This window comes from Nonomuraea muscovyensis (assembly GCF_014207745.1).
Lineage (GTDB): Bacteria > Actinomycetota > Actinomycetes > Streptosporangiales > Streptosporangiaceae > Nonomuraea > Nonomuraea muscovyensis.
In genome coordinates, this window is the sequence record NZ_JACHJB010000001.1 from 103405 (window position 1) to 127385 (window position 23981).

General features: G+C 72.0%; 23 protein-coding genes. 15 read left to right on the forward strand and 8 right to left on the reverse strand.

Going from position 1 to position 23981, the window contains the following annotated elements; genetic code table 11:
• Positions 1-94: 94 nt before the first annotated feature.
• The 3 genes from FHU36_RS00490 to FHU36_RS00500 all read right to left on the reverse strand — a co-directional run bounded on the left by FHU36_RS00490 (position 95) and on the right by FHU36_RS00500 (position 4053).
• A complete protein-coding gene (locus FHU36_RS00490; RefSeq protein ID WP_185081838.1) occupies positions 95-652 on the reverse strand; it encodes an NADPH-dependent FMN reductase in 558 nt (185 codons plus the stop codon).
• A gap of 433 nt (positions 653-1085) precedes the next feature.
• Positions 1086-3041 carry an ABC1 kinase family protein gene (locus FHU36_RS00495; protein ID WP_185081839.1) on the reverse strand — a complete coding sequence of 652 codons (1956 nt, stop codon included), beginning with the start codon at positions 3039-3041 and terminating at the stop codon, positions 1086-1088.
• A gap of 82 nt (positions 3042-3123) precedes the next feature.
• The gene (locus FHU36_RS00500) at positions 3124-4053 is read right to left on the reverse strand and encodes an acyl-ACP desaturase (RefSeq protein WP_185081840.1); all 930 of its coding nucleotides are present in this window, start codon (positions 4051-4053) and stop codon (positions 3124-3126) included.
• Positions 4054-4130: 77 nt separating this feature from the next.
• Between FHU36_RS00500 and FHU36_RS00505 the strand changes: the two genes are divergently transcribed.
• Positions 4131-4577: an NUDIX domain-containing protein gene (locus FHU36_RS00505; RefSeq protein WP_185081841.1), complete on the forward strand. Its 447-nt coding sequence runs from the start codon at positions 4131-4133 to the stop codon at positions 4575-4577.
• 12 nt (positions 4578-4589) lie between these two features.
• Here FHU36_RS00505 and FHU36_RS00510 read toward each other — a convergent pair whose 3' ends face one another.
• Together FHU36_RS00510 and FHU36_RS00515 are read right to left on the reverse strand one after the other, a co-directional pair.
• The gene (locus FHU36_RS00510) at positions 4590-5216 is read right to left on the reverse strand and encodes a hypothetical protein (RefSeq protein ID WP_185081842.1); all 627 of its coding nucleotides are present in this window, start codon (positions 5214-5216) and stop codon (positions 4590-4592) included.
• Positions 5217-5257: 41 nt separating this feature from the next.
• Positions 5258-5998 carry an HAD-IIA family hydrolase gene (locus FHU36_RS00515; RefSeq protein ID WP_246502082.1) on the reverse strand — a complete coding sequence of 247 codons (741 nt, stop codon included), beginning with the start codon at positions 5996-5998 and terminating at the stop codon, positions 5258-5260.
• Between the two features lie 100 nt (positions 5999-6098).
• Between FHU36_RS00515 and FHU36_RS00520 the strand changes: the two genes are divergently transcribed.
• The 3 genes from FHU36_RS00520 (at position 6099) to FHU36_RS00530 (ending at position 9657) form a co-directional block, all read left to right on the forward strand.
• Positions 6099-7334, forward strand: coding sequence for a M20 metallopeptidase family protein (locus FHU36_RS00520; protein WP_185081844.1), 1236 nt, complete (start codon positions 6099-6101; stop codon positions 7332-7334).
• 35 nt (positions 7335-7369) lie between these two features.
• Positions 7370-8122 (forward strand): aminotransferase class IV, encoded by a 753-nt coding sequence (locus FHU36_RS00525; RefSeq protein ID WP_185081845.1) that lies wholly within the window; start codon positions 7370-7372, stop codon positions 8120-8122.
• A gap of 116 nt (positions 8123-8238) precedes the next feature.
• A complete protein-coding gene (locus FHU36_RS00530; RefSeq protein WP_185081846.1) occupies positions 8239-9657 on the forward strand; it encodes an IS4 family transposase in 1419 nt (472 codons plus the stop codon).
• 156 nt (positions 9658-9813) lie between these two features.
• On the opposite strand, the gene FHU36_RS00535 is transcribed toward FHU36_RS00530, so the two are convergent.
• Complete coding sequence (locus FHU36_RS00535) at positions 9814-10458, reverse strand: SRPBCC family protein (RefSeq protein WP_185081847.1); 645 nt, start codon at positions 10456-10458, stop codon at positions 9814-9816.
• A gap of 208 nt (positions 10459-10666) precedes the next feature.
• On the opposite strand from FHU36_RS00535, the gene FHU36_RS00540 reads away from it, so the two are divergent.
• The 10 genes from FHU36_RS00540 to FHU36_RS00585 all read left to right on the forward strand — a co-directional run bounded on the left by FHU36_RS00540 (position 10667) and on the right by FHU36_RS00585 (position 21091).
• Complete coding sequence (locus tag FHU36_RS00540) at positions 10667-11434, forward strand: GntR family transcriptional regulator (RefSeq protein ID WP_185081848.1); 768 nt, start codon at positions 10667-10669, stop codon at positions 11432-11434.
• Between the two features lie 69 nt (positions 11435-11503).
• Positions 11504-12790 carry an extracellular solute-binding protein gene (locus FHU36_RS00545; RefSeq protein ID WP_185081849.1) on the forward strand — a complete coding sequence of 429 codons (1287 nt, stop codon included), beginning with the start codon at positions 11504-11506 and terminating at the stop codon, positions 12788-12790.
• Positions 12787-13704, forward strand: coding sequence for a carbohydrate ABC transporter permease (locus tag FHU36_RS00550; protein WP_185081850.1), 918 nt, complete (start codon positions 12787-12789; stop codon positions 13702-13704). Before FHU36_RS00545 ends, FHU36_RS00550 begins: the two co-directional genes overlap by 4 nt.
• On the forward strand, positions 13701-14501 hold the full coding sequence (locus FHU36_RS00555) for a carbohydrate ABC transporter permease (protein WP_185081851.1): 801 nt from the start codon (positions 13701-13703) through the stop codon (positions 14499-14501). The genes FHU36_RS00550 and FHU36_RS00555 overlap by 4 nt, the downstream gene beginning before the upstream one ends.
• On the forward strand, positions 14498-16498 hold the full coding sequence (locus tag FHU36_RS00560; RefSeq protein ID WP_185081852.1) for a GH36-type glycosyl hydrolase domain-containing protein: 2001 nt from the start codon (positions 14498-14500) through the stop codon (positions 16496-16498). Before FHU36_RS00555 ends, FHU36_RS00560 begins: the two co-directional genes overlap by 4 nt.
• Entirely contained in the window at positions 16495-17373 is an 879-nt protein-coding gene (locus tag FHU36_RS00565; RefSeq protein WP_185081853.1) for an ROK family protein, read from the forward strand. Before FHU36_RS00560 ends, FHU36_RS00565 begins: the two co-directional genes overlap by 4 nt.
• Positions 17370-18155, forward strand: coding sequence for a sugar isomerase domain-containing protein (locus FHU36_RS00570; RefSeq protein ID WP_185081854.1), 786 nt, complete (start codon positions 17370-17372; stop codon positions 18153-18155). Before FHU36_RS00565 ends, FHU36_RS00570 begins: the two co-directional genes overlap by 4 nt.
• Positions 18152-18844 carry an SDR family oxidoreductase gene (locus tag FHU36_RS00575; RefSeq protein ID WP_185081855.1) on the forward strand — a complete coding sequence of 231 codons (693 nt, stop codon included), beginning with the start codon at positions 18152-18154 and terminating at the stop codon, positions 18842-18844. Before FHU36_RS00570 ends, FHU36_RS00575 begins: the two co-directional genes overlap by 4 nt.
• Entirely contained in the window at positions 18841-20064 is a 1224-nt protein-coding gene (locus tag FHU36_RS00580) for an FAD-dependent oxidoreductase (RefSeq protein ID WP_185081856.1), read from the forward strand. Before FHU36_RS00575 ends, FHU36_RS00580 begins: the two co-directional genes overlap by 4 nt.
• 28 nt (positions 20065-20092) lie before the next feature.
• Positions 20093-21091, forward strand: a complete 999-nt coding sequence (locus tag FHU36_RS00585; RefSeq protein WP_185081857.1) for a phosphotriesterase family protein — start codon at positions 20093-20095, stop codon at positions 21089-21091.
• 101 nt (positions 21092-21192) lie between these two features.
• On the opposite strand, the gene FHU36_RS00590 is transcribed toward FHU36_RS00585, so the two are convergent.
• Positions 21193-22020: an alpha/beta hydrolase family protein gene (locus FHU36_RS00590; protein WP_185081858.1), complete on the reverse strand. Its 828-nt coding sequence runs from the start codon at positions 22018-22020 to the stop codon at positions 21193-21195.
• 82 nt (positions 22021-22102) lie between these two features.
• On the opposite strand from FHU36_RS00590, the gene FHU36_RS00595 reads away from it, so the two are divergent.
• Positions 22103-23446: a M28 family metallopeptidase gene (locus tag FHU36_RS00595; protein WP_185081859.1), complete on the forward strand. Its 1344-nt coding sequence runs from the start codon at positions 22103-22105 to the stop codon at positions 23444-23446.
• 199 nt (positions 23447-23645) lie between these two features.
• Here the strand turns inward: FHU36_RS00595 and FHU36_RS46720 are convergent, their stop codons facing one another.
• Positions 23646-23861: a hypothetical protein gene (locus tag FHU36_RS46720; RefSeq protein WP_185081860.1), complete on the reverse strand. Its 216-nt coding sequence runs from the start codon at positions 23859-23861 to the stop codon at positions 23646-23648.
• Positions 23862-23981: the final 120 nt, after the last annotated feature.

Below are 23981 nucleotides of genomic sequence, written 5' to 3' on the forward strand. Positions count from 1 at the left end.
TGCCCCACCGTACCGACGGCACCCGTACGGCAGGCAACGGCTTTTCTCCCAACGCTCCAGCGGGAGAGACGATTCCGTACGCGGCAGGGACCGCTCAGGCGGAGAGCACCGGCTCCCGCACGGGCTCACGTACCGGCTCCCGCACGGGTGCCGGGCACAGCCGGCCGACCACCTCGCGCACCTGGTCCCGCAGGTAGCGGGCGGTCAGCATGCCCTTGGCGTCGAAGTGCGGGCAGCTCGGGGACAGCACCAATTCCGAGCCCATGACGACCGCTCCCGCGCCGGTGAGCTGCGTGTACAGCTCGGCCTGCGCCCACATGGCCCCGCAGGCCCGGACGCTGGCGCTCATCACCGCGACGTGCTTGCCGGTCAGCACCCCCGCCGCCGACAGCCAGCGCAGCGCGTGGCCCAGTTCGGCGGGCAGCAGGCTGTGCTCGGGCGCCGTCAGCAGCACGCCGTCGGCCTGGTCGACCAGCCGCACCAGCTCGATCGCCGCGCCGGGCATCGGCCCCGCGGCGTACGGCGGCGTCGTGGCCAGGCCGGGCCAGCGCGTGAAGTCGGCCCCCGGCGGCAGTTCGCGGCCCACCGCCTCCAGCAGTCTGTTGATGAAGGACCCGGTGTGCAGGCTGCCGGCTATCCCGACGACTTTCACCGAGCACCTACCGCGTGGACGTCCCGTCCGTGCGGGCGCGAAGGAAGGGTGGAACGGCGGGTCATCGTGACCTCCCTGTTCGTGTCTCGCCGGACGGGGCATCCTCCGGCGGCGGGCCGGGGTGGAACGGGGGGCGTCCGGGCGGGAAGGGAGGCCGGGCGGGCCTGCGAATCGCGAACCGCAACGCGACCTCCTCCTCACGGGGTAGCCGTCGCCGTTGGAAATCCCCTGCCGTCAGATCGGGGAGGATGCCGGCTCGACTCCCGCGAAGGGGTTCTGGCACCCGTGGTGTGAAACCTGCCCGATGTCGTGGATGTCCAAGACCATCCCGCGGTCAAGAGGCGACCGGGATTGCCGCACCAGGAGCCCGTGCGCGAACGCGCCGGCGGCCCCTGCCGGGCCGCCGGCGCTGGAGACGCGCTCGGGGACGCCGCTACGGACGCGGCTCGCGCGGGCGGCGGAAGACGAGGATCAGCACGCGGAGCACGAGGACGGCGCTGACGACCAGCAGGTTGTAGCCGATCATCTGGAACAGCGTGATCGCCCGGCTGACCTGCGGGCCGCCCTCGGTGCCCAGCAGCAGCACGCCCATCAGCCCGGCGGTGGCGCCGAGGACCGTCAGCAGCACCTGGTGGAGCAGGCCGGTCACGAAGCGGCGGTCACGGTCGTCGGCCAGGAGGCGGACGTTCAGGCTGAACCGGCCGTGCTCGGCGGCGCTGGCGATGCGCTCCACGCGCCGCGGCAGGCGGCGCAGCATCGGCAGTAGCGCGGCCAGCTCCTGGCCGACGGCCTCCTTCACCGCGTCGCCGTCGAGCCGCTCGGCGAGGTGGCGGTGGCCGAACGCGCGGGCCTCGCCGATGAGGTCGAAGCCCGGTGCCAGCCGCAGCAGCGTGCCCTCCAGCGTGGCCAGGGCGCGGAAGACGGCCGCGACCTCGGGTGGCACCGACAGCCCGTGCCGGGAGACGATCGTGAACAGGTCGGTGAACATCTGGGCGCTGCCCGTGCCCGGGACCAGGTGCCTGGCCATGAACTGGCCGAGCGCCCGTTCCAGGGCGGGCTCGTCGATGTCCTCGGGCCTCGGCATCACCTCCAGCAGCGCGTCGGTGACGGCGACGGTGTCCTGCCGGTTCATGGCGAGCAGGAAGCGCTGCAGGGCCGAGCGCATCGAGGTGTCGAGGCGGCCCACCGAGCCGAAGTCGAGCAGGCCGAGCGTGCCGTCGTCGAGCAGCATGAGGTTGCCGGGGTGCGGATCGGCGTGGAAGACGCCCTCCATGAGCACCTGCCGGAGCAGGCATTCGAGCAGGGCCCGGGCCAGCGCGGGCCCCTGTTCGGCGTCCGCCGTGGCGAGGGGGCGGCCCGTCAGCCGCTGCATGACGAGGACGCGCTCGGTGCACAGGGCGGAGACGGGGGCGGGGTAGGTGACGCCGCTGCCCTTGGCCGCGGTGACGGCCGCCATGTTGGCCGCCTCGATGCGGAAGTCCAGCTCCTCGCGCAGCGCGGTCGCGAACCCCTCGGCCAGGTCGCGCACGCCGAGTGTGCGGCCCCACCGGGTGCGGGTCTCCAGGGTGAGCGCCAGGCGGCGCACGATGTCGAGGTCGCGGTCCACGACCTGGTCGATGCCGGGCCGGCGGACCTTGACCACGACCTCCTCGCCGGTGTGCAGCCGGGCGGTGTGCACCTGCGCGATGGAGGCGGCGGCCAGCGGGGTGCGGTCGAACGCGGCGAAGACGCTCTCGGCCGGTCCGCCCAGCTCGGCCGTCAGCACCGGCTCGATCTGCTCCCACGGCGCGGGGGCTACCCGGTCCTGCAGCAGGCCCAGCTCGTCCACGAACTCCGGCGGCAGCAGGTCGCGCCGGGTGGACAGGACCTGGCCGAGCTTGACGAAGGTGACGCCGCCGTCGTCGAGCGCCTGGCGCAGCGAGGCGGCCAGCCGCTGCCTGCCCGGCCGGTCCTCCGGACCGGCCATCGGGTCACGTCCGCGCAGGTAGGGGCCGAGGCCGTGGCGGATCGCGATCCGGGTGATCTGGGAGTAGCGCCTGGCGCGGGAGATCCGGCCGCGCAGTGACCGGGCCAGCTCCAGCGGGCCGGGGATCGAGCCGGGCGGGACCAGCGCCTCGGCCAGGACCAGCAGCACCATCGGGATGAGGACCACGCACATGGTCACCAGGAGGATGGCCCAGGCGGCCCCGATCCCGGGATCGTGGTCCGCCTGGAACGACTGCAGGATCGGCGACAGCAGCGGCGCGGCGATCGTGAAGGCCAGCAGCGCGGCCAGGAACGTGCGGATCGCCCCGAACCTGACCCCCAGCAGGCGGCGGGCGGAGCCGGCCAGCAGCAGGATCATGACGAGTGCGGCGACGGACACGATCAGGGCCACGGGAACGTCCATGGCCCTAGATCCTCCCAGACCGAACACCCCACATCAGCCCACCCCCGGACAGACCACCGCCGTGGGTGGGGTCGTCAGCGCGTCAGAGGCGGGCGGCCTCGCGGGCGCGGCGGGCCTCGCGGCGCTCGACGAAGCGGGCGGCCGTGGCCTCGGTCTTGGCCAGGAACGCCGACAGCTCCTCGCGGGCCTGCTCGCCCTCGGCGTCCAGCCCGGTCTTGTCGAACACCGCCCACTGCTTCAGCACCGGCGTGAGCACGTCGTCGAGGTGCAGGCGCAGGTCGTAGATGCCCTCGTGAGCGATGATCATGGCCTTGCGGGTGAAGCCCTCGATGCTGGAGCCGGGCATCTGGAAGGTGGTCACCACGTCGGTCACGGCCCGCATCGTCTGGTTGGGGTCGAGCTCGAAGGCCGCCTTCAGCAGGTTGCGGTAGAAGAGCATGTGGAGGTTCTCGTCGGCGGCGATGCGGGCGAGCAGCCGCTCGCAGCCCTCGTCGCCCGACGCCCTGCCGGTGTTGCGGTGCGCGATGCGGGTGGCCAGCTCCTGGAAGGAGACGTAGGCCAGCTGCTGCAGCATCGTGCCGTACTCGGTGGCGAAGCCCTGCTCCATGTGGACCATGCGGGCGCGCTCCAGCGCGACCGGGTCGACCGCGCGGGTGACGGTCAGGTAGTCGCGGATCGCGGTGCCGTGGCGGTCCTCCTCGGCGGTCCAGCGGTGCACCCAGGTGCCCCACGCGCCGTCACGGCCGAACGTGGTCGCGATCTCGTGGTGGTAGCTGGGCAGGTTGTCCTCGGTGAGCAGGTTGACGATGAGCGAGACGCGCGCGGCCTCGGGCAGCTTGGTATCGCCCTCCTGCCACGCCTCGCCCCCGTAGACGCCGTCGAAGTTGCGGCCTTCGCTCCACGGGACGTACTCGTGCGGGAACCATTCCTTGGCCATCGTGTGATGACGGTCGAGCTCTCCCGCGACCACGGGCTCGAGCTCGTGCAGGAGTTCCGTCTGAGTCATCGCCATAGATACATCGTCTCCTTTGGTTACGGCACCGTAGGTTAGGCTACCGGAAGGTCATCACCGTCCCGTAAGGTGCCACCATGCGCCCCAGCGTCCGCGGTGTCCTGCTCGACCACGACGAGCAGCTGATCGTCTTCCGGCGCACGGTGCCCGGCCGTGACGTCTACTACTCGGTGCCGGGCGGCCACGTCGAGCCGGAGGACGCCACCCTGGAGCACACCCTGCGCCGGGAGCTGATGGAGGAGCTGGGCGCGACGGTGTCGGACGTCACGCCGCTGGCCACGGTGACCCACCCGTGGCAGGGCGAGGTGAAGACACAGCACGTCTACGGCTGCCGCCTGGTCGCCATGGACCCGGCGCTGCGGCACGGCCCGGAGCTGGAGGACCCCTCGCGGGGCCGCTACGACGTGGAGCGGCTGCCGCTGCTGCCGTCGGAGATCACCTCGCGGCACGTCGTGCCGGAGGCGGTCGCCGCCTATCTGTCCGAGCACATCGTCGCGCTGCCCACACTCATCACCACGCCCTGACGCCCGAGCGGGTCACTGGCGGCGGTCCTCGATCTCCCACAGGTGGTCGACGACGTGCCAGACGAGCCTGCGGGCGGCGTAGCGGGGCGGCCACGGCAGGTCCCCGCCCGGGTTCCAGGGGCGCGACAGCACCTCGGCGAGCTCCGCCCGCATCGTGTCCCGGTCCGCACGCGACTGGTACGGCCCGTGCCGCACGCCGAGTTTCCGGGCGTAGGAGCGTTCGGCCTCCAGGACGTGGGCGTACACCTTGGACGTGTCGCGCCCTCCCCCGCGCGGCCCCTTGCGCAGCTCCTCCGGAGAGGCGGCCACCACCTCGTCGAACAGCTCCCACGCGGCGCGCAGCACCCTCACCTGCCGCTCGGCCTCGGCCCGCGCCACCGGCTCGTGGTCGAGGTCGCAGATGGCGTGCGGCGCGCCGAAGTCGGTGGTGCGGTCGCCCGGCACGCGGGCGACGACCTCGGGGTCGCCGGGGTCGAAGGCCAGCCCGGCCCGCTCCGCCACCACGCGGTAGCGCGGGACGTACTCCATGAGCAGGTCGAGCGCGGCCTCCTCGCCCTTGGCGACGCGGCACCAGCCGGGCCATTCCAGCGAGCAGGCGAAGACCTTCTTCGGGCCGATCTCCAGGTAGACACGGGTCATGGACCCAGCCTGCCACCCGTACCTGACGGATCCCGTCAGGTTCAGATGAGCTCGATCAGGTCCGCCACCGAGTCGACCACCAGGGAGGGCCGGTAGGGGAAGCGGTCGATCTGCCGGGGCTGGGTGACGCCGGTGAGGACGAGGATCGTGTAGAGGCCGGCCTCCATGCCGCAGACCACGTCGGTGTCCATGCGGTCGCCGATCATGGCGGTGGTCTCGCTGTGGCCGTCGATGGCGTTGAGCGCGCTGCGCATCATGCGGGGGTTGGGCTTGCCGACGAAGTAGGGGTCCACGCCCGTCGCCTTGGTGATCATGGCGGCGACGGCGCCGCAGGCAGGCAGGGAGCCCTCGGTGGACGGGCCGATCGGGTCGGGGTTGGTGGCGATGAAGCGGGCGCCGTTCTCGATGAGGCGGATGGCCCGGGTGATCTGGGTGAAGCTGTAGGTGCGGGTCTCGCCGAGCACCACGTAGTCGGGGTCGAGGTCGGTGAGCACGTAGCCGACCTCGTGCAGCGCCGTGGTCAGCCCGGCCTCGCCGATCGCGTACGCCGAGCCGCCGGGCCGCTGGTCGTCCAGGAACTCCGCCGTGGCCAGCGCGGAGGTCCAGATGGACTCGGGCGGCACCTCGAGGCCCGCCGCGAGCAGTCGAACGGACAGGTCGCGGGGAGTGTAGATCGAGTTGTTGGTCAGCACCCGGAACGGCTTGCCGGAGTCGCCGAGCCGCTTGATGAAGGTGTCGGCCCCGGGGACCGGGCGCCCCTCGTGGACGAGGACACCATCCATATCGGACAGCCAATAGTCGATCTGCTTACGCTCGGTCACCCGGTCATCGTACCGAGGGCATCTGGTCGACTTCGCGTCCGCCATATGAAGAAATATCAGCATGTCGTTCACCGAAGCCGCTCAGGACATGCGGGACGAGCTCGTCCGGCTCCGCCACACCCTGCACACCACCCCCGAACTCGGCCTCACGCTGCCGCGCACCCAGGAGACGGTGCTGGCGGCCCTCGACGGGCTCCCCCTGGAGATCACGACGGGCACCTCGCTCAGCTCGGTCACCGCCGTGCTGCGCGGAGGGCGGGCCGGAGACCGGGCCGACGACCGGGCCGGTGACCAGGCGGGCGGGGCCGTCCCGGTGGTCCTGCTGCGCGGCGACATGGACGCGCTGCCCGTCGCCGAGCGGACCGGCCTGCCGTACGCCTCCCAGGTCGAGGGCAGGATGCACGCCTGCGGGCACGACCTGCACACCGCGATGCTGGCGGGCGCCGCGCACCTGCTGAGCGCCCGCCGGGACGAGCTGGCCGGGGACGTGGTGTTCATGTTCCAGCCGGGCGAGGAGGGTTTCGAGGGCGCCCGCCACATGATCGGCGAGGGGGTGCTGGACGCGGCCGGCCCCCGGCCGGTGGCCGCGTACGGCATGCACGTCGTCTCCTCGATGCTGCCGCCCGGCCTGTTCGCCTCCCGCCCGGGGCCGATCATGGCGGCGGCCGACGTGTTCCAGGTGCGGGTCAAGGGGCGCGGCGGCCACGGCTCCAGCCCGCACCGCGCGCTCGACCCGATCCAGGCGGGCTGTGAGATGGTCGCGGCGCTGCAGACCATGGTGACCAGGACGTTCGACGTGTTCGACCCGGTGGTGGTCACGGTCGGCCAGTTCCACGGGGGCACGGCCGACAACGTGATCCCCGACGAGGCCTACTTCGAGGCGACGGTCCGCACGTTCAGCGCGGCCAACCGGGCGCTGGTGCAGCGGCGGCTGGTGGAGGTCGTGGCGGCCGTCGCGGCGGCGCACGGGCTCGGCGTCGAGGCGTCGTTCGGGATGGGCTACCCGGTGACGGTGAACGACGTCGGCGAGGCCGGTTTCGCGGAGCGGACGGCCGGCGACCTGTTCGGGCCGGGCCGTTTCCTCGTCTCGCCGCAGCCGGTGATGGGCGCGGAGGACTTCTCCTACGTGCTGGAGGAGGTGCCGGGCGCGTTCGTCTTCCTGGGGGCGTGCCCGGCGGACCGCGACCCGGCGACCGCGCCGTACAACCACTCCCCCGAGGCGGTCTTCGACGACGCGGTGCTGCCGGACGGCGCGGCCCTGTACGCGGCGCTGGCGATGAGCCGGCTGGCGTCCTGATCCCGTCCCGGGCGTCCGTGCGTACGCTGGACGGCGTGACCGATCGCGTAATCATCGACGGGCGCCCGGGAGGCGCTGACGACCTCGGCCTGGCCATGGCGGCCCGCTACGGGCACTTCACCGCGATGCAGGTGCGCGGCGGCCGGGTGCGGGGGCTGGACCTGCACCTGGCCAGGTTGACGGCCGCCACGCGGGAGCTGTTCGGCGCGTCCCTGGACCGGGACCTGGTGGTGGGCTCCATCGGGCGGGTGCTCGGTGACGTCACGGACGCCGGCGTGCGCGTCTACGTGGTCGAGCGGGACGGCGTGCGGGTCATCGCCACCGCCGCGGAGCCCCACCGGTGGCCGGACGAGCCCCGGTCGCTCATGTCCGCCACGTACGCGCGGTTCCTGCCGCACATCAAACACCTGGGCGGCCTCCCACAGGTGTACCTGGGCAGGCGGGCGGAGGCGCGCGGCTTCGACGACGCGCTGCTGGTGGGCACGGACGGGTTGATCAGCGAGGGGACGATCGCCAACCTCGGCTGCTTCGACGGCGAGCGCGTCGTCTGGCCGGACGCGCCGATGCTGCGCGGCGTCTCGATGGGGCTGCTGGATCGCGTCCTGCCCGGCGAGCACCGGCCGCTCCGGGTCGCCGACCTGGCGGGGCACCCGCTGGTGTTCCTGTCCAACTCGTGGGGCGTCGTCCCGGTCGGCCGGGTGGACGACCTGGTGCTCAAGGTGGACGAGGACGCCTGGGCGGCGCTGGCGGCGCGCTTCGACGCCGTGCCGTGGGACCCGATCGCCTAGAAGACAACACCGTTGCGTTTGTTCGGCCGACGGTTCGTCAAGCCGGTGATCACGACGAACGGGACCTCTGGTAGATCACTTGTGTCGAGCAAGATGATCAAGAACCAGGGGTCCCGTTGCAGGAGAAGTCTGCCATCACCCGCACGATCGAGACAGCCGCGGGCGTCCACGCGCCCGGACATCTGGGCGAGCTGACCCAGATCGTCGACTTCACGCTGGTGGATGCGGTGCTGGAGGAGACCGGGGCACGGGAGAAGCGGTTACGGCTGCTGCCCGCCCGGGTGGTGGTCTACTTCACCCTCGCCCTGGCCCTGTTCGGACACTGCTCCTACCGGGCGACCTGGGGCAAGCTCACCGCCGCTCTGGGCCAGCTCGCGCCGGTGTGCCCGGCCGCCTCCTCGCTCGCGCGAGCGCGACGCCGGGTCGGCGCGGCCCCGCTGCGCCGCCTGTTCGAGATCCTCGCCGGGCCGGTAGCCGGCCCTAGCCAGGCAGGCTCGTTCTACCGGGGACTGCGCACGGTGGCGCTGGACGGCACCCACCTGCACGCCCCCGACGACGAACAGGTCACCTGGCGCTACCCGAAGCGATCCGGGGACGTGCTGGAGTTCGGCTACCCGCTGGTGCGCCTGCTGGTCGTGGTCGAGTGTGGGACCCGGGCCGTGCTCGCGGCCTGTTTCGGCCCCGAGAACCAAGGCGAAGTACCCTACGCACAGCGCTTGCTGGGCTGCTTGGACCGCTCGATGCTGCTGTTGGCGGACGCCGGTTTCGACGCGGTGGAGTTCCTGCGCCAGGTAGGCGCGACAGGCGCGCAGTTCCTGGTGCGCTCCTCCGCCCGGCGCCGCCCGGCCATCCAGCGCCGCCTGCCCGACGGCTCCTACCTGGCCCGCCTGTGCGGCGTCTACCGGGCCAGCGAGGGCTACCGGGCGCTGCCCGTCCGCGTTATCGAGGCGTGGATCACTGTCACCCTCGCCGACGGCACCACGCGGCGTGAGCCGTGGCGCCTGGTCACCAGCCTGGTCGATCACGAGCGCTACCCCGCCGGTGAACTGGTCGCCCTCTATCACCGCAGGTGGCAAGTGGAGACCACCTACTTCTCGATCAAGGTGGCCATGCTCGACGGCCGCGTCCTGCGCTCGCGCAGCGTTGCGGGCCTGGACCAGGAGGTTTACGCGCTACTGACGGTTTACCAGGCCCTCATTCGCACCGCCGCCGACGCGGCGGCCTCCCGGCCGGGTCTGGTCATGGAGCGGATCAGCTTCACCATCCTCCTCCAGACGGCCCGAGACCAGGTCACCACCGCCACCGGCATCCTCCCGCCGGAGCCGGTGGCTCTCGTGGGCGCGATCGGCCGAGCCGTCCTGAACGACCTGTTGCCCGCCGAACGCCGCCAGCGTGTCAAGGCCCGCAGCCGCAAGAACCCGACCAGCAAGTACGGACCGAACGCGGGAAAGCACCCCCAGCAAGCACAGACCTACACCCTCGAAGTCCAGATCCAGATCATGGACCATGGACTTGCATCCCGTCGGCGCCGGTAAACGCAACGGTGTTGGCCTAGAAGATCACCGTAGATCTTGTGATGGCGCCTGGTGTCCGGGGGTGCCACGTGGTCGGCCGGTACTCAGCCGGAGCTGCCCGCGCCCCTCGCGTCGCGGGCACCCCCTTTCACGCACGGAGCCCGCGCGGCCGCCGGATCAGATGGTGCCGCTCTCGATGGCCTGCTTGAGGGCCGCCTGCGTCTGCTGGTGGGCTGCGGTGCCGTTGGCCGCGACGAAGTCGATCAGCGTGGCGTCCGCGTCGAAGGTGAGGCTCTCGGTGACCACGGTCTTGCCGGGGGCCAGCACCCTGAACGAGATCTTCTGGTGGGTGACCACGGCGGGCTCGGACCAGGTGTCGGTCTCGTAGGAGAAGCTCGCGGGGTTGAGGCGCTGCTGGGCGTGCACCTTGTTGGTGACGATCGTGCCCTGGTACGGGATCTCCTCGATGGCGGTGAGGTTGACGTACCGTGTGCCGGCCAGGCGCCAGTCCTTGTGGGTGACGACCCGCTTGAGGAACGGGTTGGGGCCGATGTGGTTGTCGAGGTCCGAGTAGGCGGCGAACACCTGCTGGATGGGCCGGTCGATCTCGATGGAGATCTCGCTGACGGCCCTGCTGCGACCCGAGTCCGGGGCGGGCGGCGTGGTGTCGTAGAACGCGTGGGTGTCCCAGGCGGCCTGCCACTCGGCGGCCAGTTCGGCGTCGGTCTGGGCGGTGTCCGCGGTGGCGGGCCCGGAGGCGGCGCTGACGAGGAAGGCCCCGGCGAGCAGAGGGGCCGCGGCGAGGCGAAGGAAGTGCTTCACATACACCTTCAGGTAGAGGCGATGGTACGGATGTCCTTCTACCGCAGACACGTGCCCTTTTTCCGGCATTTCGCCGGAATGATCAAATTGTGAACATCTGTGGGCCGGATCCTCACATGCGAAGGCCGACTCAGGTGCGCCGGCCTGTTGACATGATCCGGCTCGGCCGGAAAAGATACGGTCGTCCGTACAAATAAGGATGGACGACATGACTGACTGGGAACGTCGGCTGGCCCTCGACCCGTCAGCCGCTGTGCCGCTCTACTACCAGCTGCGCGAGCGACTGCGGGCGGTCATCCGCGACTGCGAGCCCGACACCCTGATCCCCGCCGAGAAGGACCTCATGGTCTACGCCGGCGTGAGCAGGGCCACGGCTCGCCGGGCGATCGGCGACCTCGTCCAGGAAGGGCTGCTGGTCGCCCGGCAGGGCAGCGGCACCTACACCGCGCCGATGGCCGTGGCCCCCGAGCTGGGCGCGCGCCCGGCCGGGTTCACCGAGACGATGGCGCGGCTCGGGCGCAAGCCCACGACGCAGGTGCTCAGGGCCCACCGGCAACCGGCGGGCACCGACGCCGGCGTCGCGCTCGGCCTGGACGAGTCCCAGGAGATCGTCTTCATCGAGCGGCTGCGGCTGATCGAGGGTACGCCCTGCATGCTGGAGAGCGCCCACCTGCCTGCCGACCTGGTGCCGGGAATCCTCGACGAGGACCTGACCGGCTCGCTGTACGACCTGCTGCGCATGAAGTACGGCCTGTCCCCCGCGAGCGGCAGGGAGACGATCGGCGCGGTCAACGCCGACTACCGGCTCGCCGAGCTGCTGCGCGTGCCGATCGCCGCGGCCTTGCTGGCCACCGCCCGCAGCACCAGCACCGACAGCGGGGCCGCGCTCGAATACACCATCCGCCACGCGCGCGGCGACTTCGCGGTGTTCTCCGTGGAGCTCAACGACGCCAAGAACGCCCTGATGGGCCAGTAACCCCCCTCGCCGGATCCCGGCGCGGCGCCGCCGCACCGGCGGCGAAGCGCTGCCTTCCGGAGGTTGAGCATGACCATGATGACCCGGCGCCGCCTGCTCGGAGCAGCCGCACTGACCACGGCGGCCGGCCTCCTCGCCGCCTGTGGCTCCGAACCGGAGGCGACGGTGCCGGCCGACGGCGTCCCGCGGGGGAAGCTCTCCGTCTGGCTGCACCAGACCAAGGCCTACGACTCGGTGTTCACCTCCCTGCTGCACAGCTACATCCAGGAGTTCGGCGGCGTCGACATCACCCCGCTCTACGTGCCGGTCGACAAGCTCGACGCCAAGCTCCTGACCGCCTTCGCGGGAGACGCTCCCCCGGACCTGTTCAAGATTGGCGGCTGGACCGTCGCGGGCCACGCCCGCAAGGGACGGCTCGCGCCGATCATCCCCAAAGCCATGGGGGCGACCGACGAGAAGGCGCTGGTCGCGAAGTACGACCAGAGCGCCGTCAACTCGCTGTCCTACCAGGGCAAGCTCTACGGCGTCCCGATCGACTACACGATCTGCTGCCTCTACTACCGCAGGGACAGGTTCGCCGAAGCCGGGCTCGACCCGGACAAGCCGCCCACGACGTGGGAGGAGGTCGCCGAGTACAGCAAGAGGCTCACCTCGGCCGACGGCAAGAAGGTGGGCCTGCAGTGGATACTGGGCAACCCGCAGTGGACGGTGATGCAGCTGCTCGCCCTGGTGAGAGGGAAGGGAGGCGGGATACTCAGCGCCGACGCGGGCACGGCCACGCTCGCCACGGACGCCGGGGTCGAGGCGCTGCGCTACTACGGCGGCCTGGGCAACGCGAAGCTGTCCAACCCGCTGTCGGGGTTCGGGCTGTTCGCCACCGGCGAGGCGGCCATGGTGGTCTCCGGGCTGTTCGCGATGGACCTGTTCCCCGCGCTGAACAAGAAGCTCGTGTTCGGCGAGTCCTTCGACATCGCCCCGCTGCCGCGCTGGGACGGCGGCCGGCCGGTCGCCCCGGCCTACACCTGGGGCTGGGCGGTCGCCGAGCACTCGAAACTGCAGTACACCGCCTGGCACTTCATCGACTACCTGCAGCGCGCGGACGTCGCGGCCAGGCAGCTCATGGACGCGAGCCTGCTCACCCCGGTCAAGGGCTGGGAGAAGCTGCCCAGCACGGACACCAAGACGATGGAGATCATGGCGGCCTCCGCCCCGTACGCCGACTTCGGCCCGCAGACTCCGGTGTGGCAGGAGATGGCCAAGTCGCTGACCGACGCCGCCGACGCGGTGGCCTTCGGCAAGAAGACGCCCGAGCAGGCGGCCGCGGACTTCGACCAGGCGATGAGGAGAGCGCTGTGACCCTGACCGCCCGCCTGGACAGGCCCGCCCCCAGGGTGTCGGGCCGGGGACAGCGGTGGGCCGAGGCGCGCGCCGGGAGCCTGCTGGCGCTCCCCGCGGCGATCTACTTCCTCGTCTTCTGGGTCGTGCCGTTCGCCGGCGCCGTCTACCTCAGCTTCACCAGCTACGACCTGGCCGGCCTGCCCGAGTGGACCGGCCTGGACAACTACCGCAGGATGCTCGACGACCCCGGCTTCTGGAACTCGGCCGAGGTCACCGCGGTGTTCACGGTCGCGTCCGTGGTCCCGTCGATCGTGCTCGGGCTCGCGATCGCCGTCCCGCTGAGCAAGCCCGGCCGGCTGAACGGCGTCCTGCGCGCGCTGGTCCTGATCCCGGCGGCGATGCCGCTCGTGGCCACCTCGATGGTGTGGTCGGCGATCTTCGCGGACCATGGCCTGGCCAACACGCTGATCGGCCTCGTCGGAATCGAGCCGAAGCCGTGGCTGACCGAGGAGGGGCTCGCCCTCTGGGCCCTGGTCATCATGACGACCTGGAAGCACCTCGGACTGTTCGTCATCATCCTCACCGCGGGGCTGCAGGGGCTGCCGAGCGAGGTGTTCGAGGCGGCCGCGCTCGACGGCGCCGGCCCGATCCGGGCCTTCGCCCGCATCACGCTCCCGCTGCTGCGCCGGACGCTGCTGTTCGTGCTGGTCATCGCGGTGGTCGGGGCGATGCAGTCGTTCGTTCCCGCCTTCCTGCTCACCAAGGGCGGGCCGGCGGGCGCCACCGAGGTTCTGCCGCTCTACCTGTGGGCGACCGGCTTCGGGTTCGAGCGCATGGGGTACGCCTCGGCGATCGCCATGGTGCTCCTCGTGGCCATGCTCGCGCTCTCGCTCGTGCAGTTCGGCGTGCTCAAAGGAGGCGATGACGGATGAGGGCGCTGCGCGGCACGTTGCTGTCGCTGGTCGTGCTGGTCATGCTGCTGCCGGTCTACGCGATGTTCGCCCTCTCCTCGGCCTCCGACGCGACCGATCTCGGCGGGCTCACCTTCGACGCCTCCCAGCTCGGCGAGCACCTCTCCCAGCTGTTCGGCCAGGGCGACTTCCCGCTCTACCTGCGCAACAGCATGATCCTCTCCCTCGGTGTCGCCGTCCTGGAGGTGGTCTTCTCCGGGGCGGCCGGCTACGCCCTGGCGCAGCTCACGTTCCCCGGCAGGCGGGTGCTGTTCACGGTCGTCGTGGGCACGCTGTCGCTGTCGCCGATCGTGGTGCTCGTGCCGATGTACCTCGTCGTCAAGCAGCTGGGCTGGATCGACTCGTTCCAGGGCATGATCGTCCCGTTCATGATGAGCGCGTTCGGCGTGTTCCTCGTCCGCCAGTTCGCCCTCTCCGTGCCGCGGGAGCTGCTGCTGTCGGCGCGCGTGGACGGCGCGGGCGAGCTGCACATCTTCCTGCGCGTCGGGGTGCCGCTGCTGCGTCCGGCGCTGCTCACGCTCTTCCTGCTGCAGTTCCTCGCGCAGTGGGACAACCTGCTCTGGCCGCTCGTCGTGGCCAACGATCCCCGTCTGTGGCCGCTGCCCGTGGGCCTGTCGCAGCTGCAGACGGAGTACGACTTCAGCATCGGCCTGGTCAGCACCGCCGCCCTGGTCACGGCCGTGCCGCCGCTGGTGCTGATGTTCGTCCTGCAGCGCTACTACGTGGCCGGGCTGACGCTGGGAGGCGTGAAGAAATGAGCGCATTCGGCGCATGGACCACCGCGCACGGACTGCCCGCCTTCTCCTACACGATGGACCAGGAACGGGATCCGCGCGCCGAGTGGGACCCCATCCTGGAACCGCCCACCCGGCGGCACGCCGTCCACCTGGGAAACCGGCGGATCACGCTGGTGGCCGACAACTACGGCCTGAGCGGCCTGTTCGACGAGCACACGGCCCTGCGGTGGCTCACGCGCGACACGGGCGTCACCCGGGTGGGCGAACTCTCGACGGATATTTCGGGATCCGAGCGGATATTCGGGCCGACGTTCGTGATCGTCCGGGTGGCGGATGACCAGGTGTCGCTGGAACGCACCGTGCTCTGCCCCGAGGGCGAGGCGCCGTGGGTGCTGATCCGGCTGCGCGTGCGCAACCTGCTCGGCGAGCCGGCCCGGCTGACGCTGACCGAGGAGTGGGCGGCGAGACCCGCCCAGGTCAACCTCATCAGCGGCACAGCGCCCAGCACAGGGCCGGACGAGGACGTCGGACTCGAACTCGAACTCATCGGCGGCGCGCGGCCGCGCAGGACCGGATCGGGGCGGCTGGCCGTCCCCCTCCTGCTCGCGGCCCACGGCGAGCGGGTGGTCGAGCTCAGGTACGGCCTGCTCGACGACACGGCGCCGTCGTTCGAGGGCAGCCTGGCCGCCTTGCGCGACCGGCTGCCCCGGGCGTCCGCGCCGCGGGCGCCCGAGGCCGAGCGTGAGATCCCGTGGCACGCGGCGCTGCTGACCGGCGCGGCCTGCGCGGACGGCGTGCTCGGCGGGCACACCCTCGACCAGGGATCGTGCTACTCCTTCAGGCACGGCTTCAACGGCGCCGCCCGCGACCCGCTCCAGCACGCGCTGCCGCTGGTCTACATCGAGCCGGATCTGGCCCTGTCCGTGCTGCGCAACACGTGCGCCTGGGGCAGCCCCGACGGCGATCTGCCCTACGCCCTCGGACCGGACAAGCAGCCGTGGACCGACCTGTTCCGGCCGTCGGACCAGAACCTGTGGGCACTGTGGCTGGCGGCCGAATACCTGTCCGCCACCGGCGAGGAGGCGGCCTTCCGCGAGCCCGTGCCGTACCACCCGCTCCACCGCGCCGCGCCGGTCCCGCTCGGAGAGCACCTGCGCAGGCAGTTCAGGTTCTTCACCGACGTGGTCGGGCGGGGAGAGCACGGCCACGTGCGGATGCTGAACGCCGACTGGAACGACATGGCCATCACCGAGAGCGGAGTCGACCGCGAGCTGATGATCGCGCAGGGCGAGTCCGTCCTGAACTCGGCCATGGCCGCCTGGGTGCTGCCGCGGTACGCGGTGCTGGCCGAGCGGCTCGGCGACCTCGTGACCGCGGCAGAAGCGCGCAAGCTCGGCGAGGAACTGCGCGGGCTGGTGGCCGAGGAGTGGAACGGCCGCTGGTTCCGGCGCGCCTACGGCCCCGGAGCCGTCGTCGGCGACTCCGACATGTGGCTGGAGGTGCAGCCGTGGGCGATCCTGTGCGGCGCCACCCCGCCCGGCCGCGCGGCGGAGCTGTTGCGCAGGATCGAGGCCACGGCCGCCGCCGGCTCGCCGCTGGGCGCCCGGCTGCGCTGGCCCGTCCGGGAACACCACGGCCCCGGCGGCGTCGGCACGATCTGGTACGCGATCAACATGACGCTCATCTGGGCCGCCGCCGACCACGTTCCCGAGCTGGGCTGGCAGTGGTGGCGCCGGATGTCCCTGGCCGCGCACGCGAACGCCTACCCGGACGTCTGGGAGGGCACCCTGTCCGGGCCCGACGCCTACCTGGCGCCCGAGACCGACCGGCCCGGCCGCACCTGGGACCTCGCCGACCTCGGCATCGCCATGCAGGCGTATCCCGTCGCCAACCTGCACAGCCACTCCCAGCCGCTGCTGGCCTACCTGCGGCTGCTCGGCGTCGAGCCCTTCAGCGAGCGCGCGGGGACAGGTGACGGCGCCCGGTTCGCCTCGCGCGCCCTGACGGTGGGCCCATGACGCGCCCCACGGGCCGAGCCGGGACGCGGCTCGGCGTCGACGTCGGCGGGACGGACACCAAATGGGTGCTGCTCGACGGTGACACGGTGGTCGATTCCGGCACCGTGGCCACGCCGCCGGGCCCCGACGAGACGATGAAGCTCGTGGCGGCGCTGGCCGCTCCGCACGTCGAGAGCATCGGGATGGGGCTGCCCGGCCACGTGGACCGGGACACGGGCACCGCGCTGTTCGTGCCCAACCCGCCGGGCGACTGGGACGGCTACCCGGCCGGCCCCCGGCTGAGCGCCCTGACCGGGGTGCCGGTGGCCGTGGTCAACGACGCGCGGGCTTTCGCCCTGGCGGAGCTGCTTCTGGGGGCGGCCCGGGGGCTGTCCGACGTGCTGTTCGCCGTTCTCGGCACCGGGGTGGGCGGTGCGGTGGCGCTGCGCGGCGAGATCCTCGTCGGTCCCCGCGACAACGTCGGCGAGGTCGGGCACGTCACGGTCGATCCGTGGGGGTCGCCGTGCTGCTGCGGCAACAGGGGGTGTGTGGAGACGCTCGCCGGGGGGCCCGGGATCGTGCGGGCCTTCGGCGCGGGCCCGGCCTCGGCGGTCGCCGCGGCCGCCCGAGCCGGTGACGAGCGGGCTGTGAGCGTGCTCGCCAAGGCCGGCTGGGCGCTCGGCATCGCGCTGGGCGACGCCGCGTCGCTGTTCGGAGCGCGCGCGGTGGTCGTGGGCGGCGGCGTCTCCGGTGCCCTCGATCTCATGGGTGCCGCCCTGCGGGAAGAGCTCGGGCGCAGACGCGCGCTCATCGGTGACATCGCGGTGCTGCCCGCCGTCCTCGGCCCGAGGGCAGGGGCGATCGGCGCCGCGCTCTATGGAGGGAGATCTGGATGAAGTGGATACGGCGGGCGATGGAGCTGCTCGGCGAGATCGAGCGAACACAGGAGGAGGCCCTCGCGGCGGCGGCGGACATCGCCTACTCCGCCATCGGCGGCGGAGGCGTGGTGCACACGTTCGGCACCGGCCACTCGCGGATCGGTGTGGAGGAGATGTTCCCCCGCTACGGCTCGTATCCCGGGTTCCATCCCATCGTGGACCTGTCGACGACGTTCTACACGCAGGTCGCCGGGTCGAACGGGATGCGCCAGGCGATGTTCGTCGAGCGGGTCGAGGGGCTGGCCGACGCCATCCTGGCCAACTTCGAGCTCCGGCCGACCGACGCGGCGATCATCTTCAGCGTCAGCGGGCTGAACGCGGTGCCCATCGAGATGGCGATGGGCCTGCGCAAGGCGGGGCTGTCCGTGGTGGCCGTGACCTCGATGCGGGAGACCACGGCCGTCGAGCCCGGCCACCCCAGCGGAACCCGGCTCGCCGACCACGCCCATGTGGTGATCGACCTGTGCACCCCGGTGGGCGACGCGCTGTGCTCCGTGGACGGCCTGGCCGAGCCGGTCGGTCCCGGCAGCACGCTGGCCGCGGTCTCCGTGGTCAACGAGATCAAGGTGCGTACGGCGGAGCGGCTGGTCGCCGGCGGCTGGACACCGCCGGTGATCTCCAGCGCGAAGCTCGTCGGCGGCCCGCGCTCCGAGGAGCTGTTCGAGGCCGCCTACCTGGAGCACGCCCGCCGCGCCGCCGACGTGCTCAGGAAGCCGGCCGACGTGCCCGGGAAGCCATGAGCGCGGTTCTGGTGGCCGGCTCGGAGGGCGGCATCGGCCGCGCCTGCGTCGAGGCGGTCGAGGCGTCCGGTGTGCCGGCCTTCGGCGTGGACCTGGCCGACGGGGTCGACATCACCCGGCCCGGCGGGGCGGAGAAGGCGCTGGCCCACGCGACGGCCGCGCACGGGGCGGTCTCCGGTGTCGTGCACGCCATCGGCATGTCCGGCAGGGCGCTCGGCGACGGCGGCGTGAGCGACTGCACCGACGTGGCGTGGAGCGAGGTGCACAGGGTCAACCATGAGTCGGTCTTCCGGCTGCTGCGCGCGGCGATCCCGGCGATGCCGCGCGGCGGGTCGATCGTGGTGATCGGCTCGGCGCTGGGCACGTCGATCGACGACGACTTCCGCACCGTCGCCTACGCCTCAGCCAAGGGCGCGCTGATCCCGTTGATCAGGACCGCCGCCCGCGAGGCGGCGCCGCACGGGGTGCGGGTCAACCTGGTCTCCGCCGGGCTGGTGGCCACGCCGATGAGCCGCCGCGCCCAGACCTCCGAGACCATCCAGGCGAAGCTGCCCTCGCTGATGCCGCTCGGCGCCCGGCTGTGCCGGCCGGAGGAGGTCGCCCAGGCCGTGCTCTGGCTGCTCTCGCCGTCGTCCGGGCGGACCACGGGCGCGGTCATCCCCGTCGACGGAGGGTGGCACCTGCGATGAACGTGCTGTGGACAGGCGACGTGGTGGTGGCGGGCGGGGGCAGCGCGGGCTGCGCCGCCGCGGTGGCCGCCGCGCGCGCCGGGGCGTCGTGCCTGCTGGTGGAGTCGGCGGGCTTCCTCGGGGGGACGGGGGCCGCGGTCCTCGACACCTTCTACGGGTTCTACTCCCCCGGCCCCGAGGCGCCGCGCGTCGTCGGCGGCATCGGCTGGGAGGTGTGCGAGCGGCTGTTCGAGGCCGGGGCGGCCTTCGAGCGGCCCAACACCTACGGCGCGGGAACCGGGGTCACCTACGAGCCCGAGGAGCTCAAGGTCGTCTGGGACTCGCTCACCTCGGACGCCGATGTGCTCCTGCACGCCCGGGTCTGCGACGTCGTGCCGGACGCCGGTGTCGTCGTGGAGACCGTGGCCGGCCGGTTCCTGGTCAGGGCCCGGGTGGTGGTGGACGCCACCGGCGACGCCGAGGTGGCCTGGCGGGCCGGGGCCACCCTCGAACGCCCGGGCATGCGGCTGCAGCCGATGACGACCACGTTCCGGCTGGGCGGGGTGGACCCGTCCGCCACGAGCACGGCGGAGCTGCACGCGCTGATGGCCGGCGCGGACCTGCCCAGGCGCGAGGGGTCGGTGCACCGGACCGTGCGGGACGGGATCGTGCACACCAACCTCACCCGGGTGAGCGGCCTCGACCCGACCGACCCGTTCGAGCTGTCACAGGCCGAGCGGGAGGGACGGCGGCAGGTCGGCGAGTACGTCCGCTTCCTGCGCGAGAAGGTCCCCGGCTACGGCTCCGCGGTGCTGCTGAGCACGTCGGTGCGGATCGGGGTGCGGGAGTCCCGCCGGCTGGTCGGGCGGTACGTCCTGACCGCTGACGACGTGCTGGCCGGGCGGGACTTTCCCGACACGATCGCCCGCTGTGGTGCGCCGATCGAGGATCACGACTCCGGATCGGGCACCCGGTGGGAGTACGTCCGCGACTTCCGCACCTACGGGATCCCGTACCGGTGCCTGCTTCCCGTGGAGGTGGGCGGGCTGATCGTGGCGGGACGCTGCCTGTCCGCCACGCACGACGCCCACGCCTCCGCCCGGTCCATGGGCCAGTGCATGGCGATGGGTCAGGCGGCGGGGACGGCCGCGGCGCTGGCCGTGAAGGCGGGCGTGGAGCCCGCAGAGGTGGACGCGGGCCTGCTGCGCGAGCGGCTGCGCGAGGAAGGAGCCCTGCTGTGATGGTCGGCGTTCTGCGGAGGGTGCTGCTGTGACGATCCGCACCGTGCTCGGTGACGTCGAGGAGCTCGGCGTCACCTACGCGCACGAGCACCTGTTCATGACCGGCGGCTGGCCGGTGCGCGAGGAGCCGGACTACCGGCTCGACTCCCTCGACGCGGCCGTCGCGGAGGTGTCGGCGGCGCGGCGCCTCGGCCTGTCGGCGGTGGTGGAGATGACGCCGCTGGGCTTCGGCCGCAGCCCGTCGCTGATGAGGGAGCTGGCCGAGCGGACCGGCCTGCACGTCGTCGCGGTGACGGGCTTCCACAAGAGCCGCTACTACGCCGACGATCACTGGCTGCACCACTACACGGCCGACGAGATCACCGAGTTGCTGGTGTCGGAGATCGAGCTCGGCATGGACGAGTACGGCCTGGTCGGGCCCCTGGTGCGGCGCTCGCCCGCCCGGGCGGGTGCCATCAAGATCGCGACGGGGTACCACGCGTTCGGCCGGGGGGTCGGGCGGCTGGTCGGGGCGGTGGCCGCCGCCGCGCTGGCCACCGGCGTGCCGGTCGTGAGCCACTGCGACAAGGGCACGATGGGCCACGAACTGCTCGACGCCCTGGCGGCCGAGGGTGTCCCGGCCGACTGGGTGGTGCTCGGCCACATCGACCACAACCCCGATGCCGGATATCTCATCTCATTGGCGGAGAGAGGGGCTTATCTGGCCTTTGACCGGCCGGGCCGGATCAAGTACGGCACGGACAGTGAGATCGTCGCGCTCGTCGCGGAGCTGGCCGGGCACGGTCTGGGTGACCGGCTGCTGTTCGGCATGGACCTGGCGCGCCGGTCGTACTGGCCGAGCCTGGGCGGGGGGCCGGGGCTGAGGTACCTGTTGGAGAGGTTCGTCCCGCGGCTGGAGGCCGCGGGACTCGGCGAGGTGGCGGCGGCGGCGCTGACCGGCAACCCGGGCGCCGCCTTCGCGCTCCGCGACCTCCTGGCGGCGGGGGCGGACGGCGACGCTCGGACGAATCGTCCGGCCCGCCCGTGAGCAGGAGTGCCAAGCGCTCGTCGTCCCCCACGAACTGGTCGCCGCCGCCGCAGCGCCGGCGGATCGCACTTCGACCAGCGGGTGGTCGCGGCCACGTGCGCCTAGGGCAGGTTCTTCTCGACCTGGTTCTGCCAGCCCGCGTTGGTGTTGATCTCGGGGGTGGCGCCCGCGAACGCGCCGCGCGCGTACGCGTCGTCCTGGAGCTGGTACATGAGCCAGGCCGTCAGGTAGCCGAGGAAGCCGCCGCCCGTGCCCTGGATCGTGTTGTGGCCGGCGCCCTTGAGCAGCGCCTTCGCCGCGGCGCCGGGCACCTCGCCGTAGTATGCCTGGATCGCGGAGTTGGGAGAGATGAGGACGTCCTTGGCCCCGCTGAGGAACAGCACCGGGCAGGTCAGCCGGCTGACGGAGAACGCGTCTCCCGAGCTCACCCAGATCGGCGCGGGCAGGGCGATGGGGACGACGGTGTCGATGAGGCCGGCGGACTTGGTGGCGGTGTTGACCGAGCCGCCGGCGCCCTGGGAGTGGCCGACCGCGCCGACCTTGGTCACGTCGAGCTTGCCGTAGAAGACGCTGGAGGTGTCGGTGTTCCTGCCGATCAGGTACTGCGCCGCGGCGATCATCTCGGACCCGGTGCCCGTCGTGGTGTCGGTCGACGCGACGACGGCGAAGCCCCAGGAGGCGAGCTGGTTGAGCACGCCGGAGTACTGCGTGGGCACGGCGTTGGTGCCGTTGCCCCAGGTGATGATCGGATGCTTGAAGCCGCCCGCGCCGAGGTCGGCCGGGTAGGAGAGGCGGTAGCCCGGCACGTCGGCCGTGGCGACCGCCCAGGGGCCCGCCGCCCTGTAGTGCGCCTCGATCGTGTCCGCCGTCCGGGCCGGACTCGCGATGACTGCCTGCACGAGTAAGACGGCTGCCGCAAGGAGCCTCATGACAGTCTCCAGCGAAAGATTTGTACGGATGACCGGAACTCTGGCTTCACACGCGCCTCTTGTCAATGGTTGGATCACGGGCATGGACCACGTGCCCTCCGCAGCGGAGATGCTCAGCTGGATCGAGACCGTCGTGTCGCGCGGCATCCGCCGCCCCGGCTATCCGGCGGACGTGTGGACGGAAGGGTGGCTGGCCGATCGGCTGGCCGGGTTCGGGCTCGACGTCGCGCTGGAGCCGGTGGAGGTGACCCGCTGGCAGCCGGGCACCGGAGTCCTGCGCCTGGAGGACGGCACCGAACTCCCCGGCCTGCCCCTGCCGTTCACCGCGCCGACCGGCGGCCTGCGCGCCAGGGTCGCCCCGCTCGCCGACGCGCGGCCCGGCGACATCGCGGTGGACGAGTTGGCCTTCGCCGAGGTGCCGCAGTCGTTCGTCAGGGCGCTGGCCACGTCGGCCTACGATCCGGAAGGGGTCTTCGACACGCTGGTCCAGACGATCCCGTTCGGACCCCGGATGATGCAGGTCGTGGAGCCCGCCCTGGACGCGAGCGCCGCCGGGTTCGTGGGCGCGCTGACGGGCGTGCCGTGGGAGACGCGCGACTACTACGTTCCCTACGACGCCGTCGAGCGGCCGATCCCGGGTCTGTGGCTGTCCGGAGGCGACGCCCGGCGGCTCCTGGCCCGGCTCCCCTGCGAGGGCGAGCTGGTCGCCGAGTCGGTCCGCGACACGGTGACCACGCACAACGTGGTCGCGACGCTGCCGGGCGCCTCGCCGCACTGGGTGATCGTCGCCTCCCACCACGACGGCCCGTGGGCGTCGGCCGTCGAGGACGCCTCCGGCATCGCGCTGGTGCTGGCCGTCGCGCGCCACTGGGCGCGGGTGCCCCCCGCGGAACGGCCGCACAACCTGATGTTCCTGTTCACCTCCGGGCACATGGCGCACGCCGCGGGCACCAGGGCCTTCATCGAGCGGCACCGCTCCCTGCTCGCCGACGTGGTGCTCCAGGTGCACCTGGAACATGCCGCGCTGCGTTGCGAAAGCGTGGACGGCAGGCTGCGGCCGACTTCGGATCCCGAGGTCAGGTGGTGGTTCACGACCCAGGCGCCACGGCTGGAGAGCCTGGTCGCCACGACGCTGGAGGCGGAGCGGCTGCGCCGGTCCTTCGTGCTGCCGCCGGACGTGTTCTCGCCGATGCCGCCTACCGACGGCGCGTTCTTCCATCCCGAGGGCGTGCCGCTGGTGCACTTCCTGTCGGCGCCGATGTACCTGTTCGACTCGGCCGACACCCTCGACAAGGTGGACGTGGAGGGCCTGGAGCCGCTGGCCCGCGCGGCCGTCCGCATCGTGGCGGGCACCGCCGGGTGGACGCCGGACACGCTACGGCAGGAAGACGAAGCCGGAGGCGGGAGAAGGACGGCCACGGTCTAGAGGACGCCGGGACGGCCGGGACGTCCAGAAGATCACTGGGCCCAACGTCCTGGTAGGAGACCAGGGCCGGCAGGCCGACCGCGTTGGCGGCCCGTTCGCCCAGTGACGGGGCGGGAAGGTGAGCCAGCAGCCGGATCGGTGTGGTCATGAGCAGCGCGGCCGAGCGCGGCGGCCTCAGCCGCGCCGGGCACCTGGCGGATCACCCGGCGAATGGCGGCGATGATCGGGCGACGGTGTCCTGGGTGGCCACGGCGTCGTCCGGCACGGTGGAATCCGATGCCCGTCGCCGCCTGCCGGCCAGAACCCCGGTGGCCGCGATCACCTGCTTGATCCGGGTGATGACCCGATTCGGGTCAGACGAGCGGGACAGGCGCCGCCGAAAGTAGGCCAGAAGTGACGGGTCGAACGGTGCCATGCAGGCCGAGCCCGCAGGCGGCCTCCCATCGCAGGTCACAACACCACTCGTGGACCGCGTCAGCGTCGAAGACCCCGTACCGCCGGGATCAACTCCCGGCAGGATGCCCACACGGCCGGC